Annotated in this window: 3 protein-coding genes; 2 read left to right on the forward strand and 1 reads right to left on the reverse strand. The window is 63.3% G+C overall.

All coding sequences use genetic code 11. The annotated features are described in order from the left end of the window. Positions 1–487, forward strand: a 487-nt coding sequence (gene grpE, locus EOA85_RS33630; protein WP_127212575.1) for a nucleotide exchange factor GrpE, incomplete at its 5' end; no start/stop codon positions are given. A gap of 113 nt (positions 488–600) precedes the next feature. Further along, entirely contained in the window at positions 601–1,233 is a 633-nt protein-coding gene (locus EOA85_RS33635) for a trimeric intracellular cation channel family protein (protein ID WP_095520339.1), read from the forward strand. Between the two features lie 79 nt (positions 1,234–1,312). Here EOA85_RS33635 and EOA85_RS33640 read toward each other — a convergent pair. Further along, a partial coding sequence (locus EOA85_RS33640; protein WP_127212576.1) for a GNAT family N-acetyltransferase occupies positions 1,313–2,043 on the reverse strand: 731 nt, incomplete at its 5' end.

Below are 2,043 nucleotides of genomic sequence, written 5' to 3' on the forward strand. Positions count from 1 at the left end.
CCGCGTCGCGGCCGAGATGGAGAATCTGCGCCGCCGTACCGCCCGCGATGTGCACGACGCGCGTGCCTACGCCGTTGCCAATTTCGCCCGTGACATGCTGTCGGTGTCGGACAATCTGCGCCGCGCGCTGGATGCGATTCCGGCTGAGGCCAAGGCGTCGGGCGATGCCGGCTTCAAGGCGCTGATCGAGGGTGTCGAGCTCACCGAACGCGCCATGCTATCGGCGCTGGAGCGGCACGGGGTGAAGAAGCTCGAGCCGGAAGGCGAGAAATTCGACCCGAATTTCCACCAGGCGATGTTCGAGGTGCCCAATCCGGATGTGCCGGCCAACACCGTGGTCCAGGTCGTGCAGCCAGGCTATTCCATCGGCGAGCGGGTGCTGCGGCCGGCCATGGTCGGCGTTGCCAAGGGCGGTCCCAAGCATGTGGCTGGTGAAGCGCCGGTCGAGCCAGGGCCGGTGAATGAGCAAGCTGAGAAGGATGCGTGATTAGGCGGTAAGGGAGTAGGGTACTAAGGGACTTGATAGAGGAGCCGTAGCAATCGTGCGGCTTCATGCTATTCATACTCCCCTATTCCCCACTCCCTTACTCCACCATGTCCTTGAACCCAATCGAGCTTCTCGACTATGCCGGCGTCGCCGTCTTTGCGGCGACCGGTGCGCTGGCCGCCTCGCGCAAACAGCTCGACATTATCGGTTACCTGTTCCTGGCCAGCGTCGCCGGCATCGGTGGCGGGACGTTTCGCGACGTCATCCTCAACGTGCCGGTGTTCTGGGTCGGAAACCGCGACTATGTGCTGATCTGCGCGGCGGTGGCGGTCTTGGTCTTCTTCAGCGCACACCGTGTCGAATCCCGCTACAAATTGCTGCTCTGGCTAGACGCCATCGGCCTTGCCGCCTTTTCGGTGATGGGCGCGGCCAAGGGGCTGGCGATCACCGGCTCGCCGGCGGTTTCGATCGTTACCGGCATGCTCACCGCCACCCTTGGCGGCATTCTTCGCGATCTGTTGACCGGGGAGCCTTCAGTGCTGTTGAGACCGGAGATCTACGTTACCGCAGCACTTGCGGGCGCCGCTCTCTACACGCTCGGCGATTTCGCCGGGCTGCCCCCGCTGGCCTCGGGCCTGGCAGGCTTCATGGCTGCTTTCTGCGTGCGTGGCGGCGCGCTCAAATTCGGCTGGGCCTTTCCGTCCTACAAGAGCAGGCCTGGTCGGCGACCGGAAGATATTCCATGAAATGAGAGCGGGTAGCGATAACAATCTGCAGCGAATTGGAGGAACTCCCGCTACTCGCTACTCGCTACTCGCTGGAATCTCAAGCGGCGAAGCGCTGGGCTTCCCCGCCATAATAGTTGACGTAGCGGGCGCCGATCTCTTGGACCGGCATCACCACGAACACGTCGACCGTCGAGAATTCGCGATCGATGACGCAGCCGTCGCCGATGCGCGCGCCGACGCGCAGATAGCCCTTGACCAGCGGCGGCATCGCCGCGATCGCGGCCTTGGCATTGACCGCCTCGATCGGCATCAAATCCATGGAACAATAGCGCCCGGCGACCGCACGCACGTCCCAGGCCGAATTCGTCCGGCAGTGATGGGCGAGATAGGTCAGCGCTTCGGCGTGTGCCGCCGGCACAGTGCCGTGGAACGAAGCGCAACCGGTCATCACGCCGATCCCGTAATGGTTGATATAGGCCCAAATACCTTGCCAAAGCGCCTCGATGGTGCGCTTCGAGCGGTATTCCGGCAGGACGCAGGAGCGGCCGAGCTCGAGGAAACGCTGGCCGGGGTGGCGGGCGATAAGATTGGTCAGCTCGAATTCGCCCTCGGAATAGAAGCCGCCGGCCGCTGCCGCGATTTCCTGCCGCAGCAGGCGGTAGGTGCCAACAATGCGGCGATGCTCGGGGCCGGACAGCGAAGTGTCGAAGACGAGCAAATGATCACAAAGCGGATCGAAATGGTCGGCGTCGCGGCGATCCTGCACCTGGAACAGGTTCTTCCTGGCGCCAAGCTCGTCATAGAACACCCGGTAGCGCACTTCCTGCG

The organism is Mesorhizobium sp. M5C.F.Ca.IN.020.29.1.1 (assembly GCF_003997375.1).
GTDB classification, from domain to species: Bacteria; Pseudomonadota; Alphaproteobacteria; order Rhizobiales; family Rhizobiaceae; genus Mesorhizobium; species Mesorhizobium wenxiniae.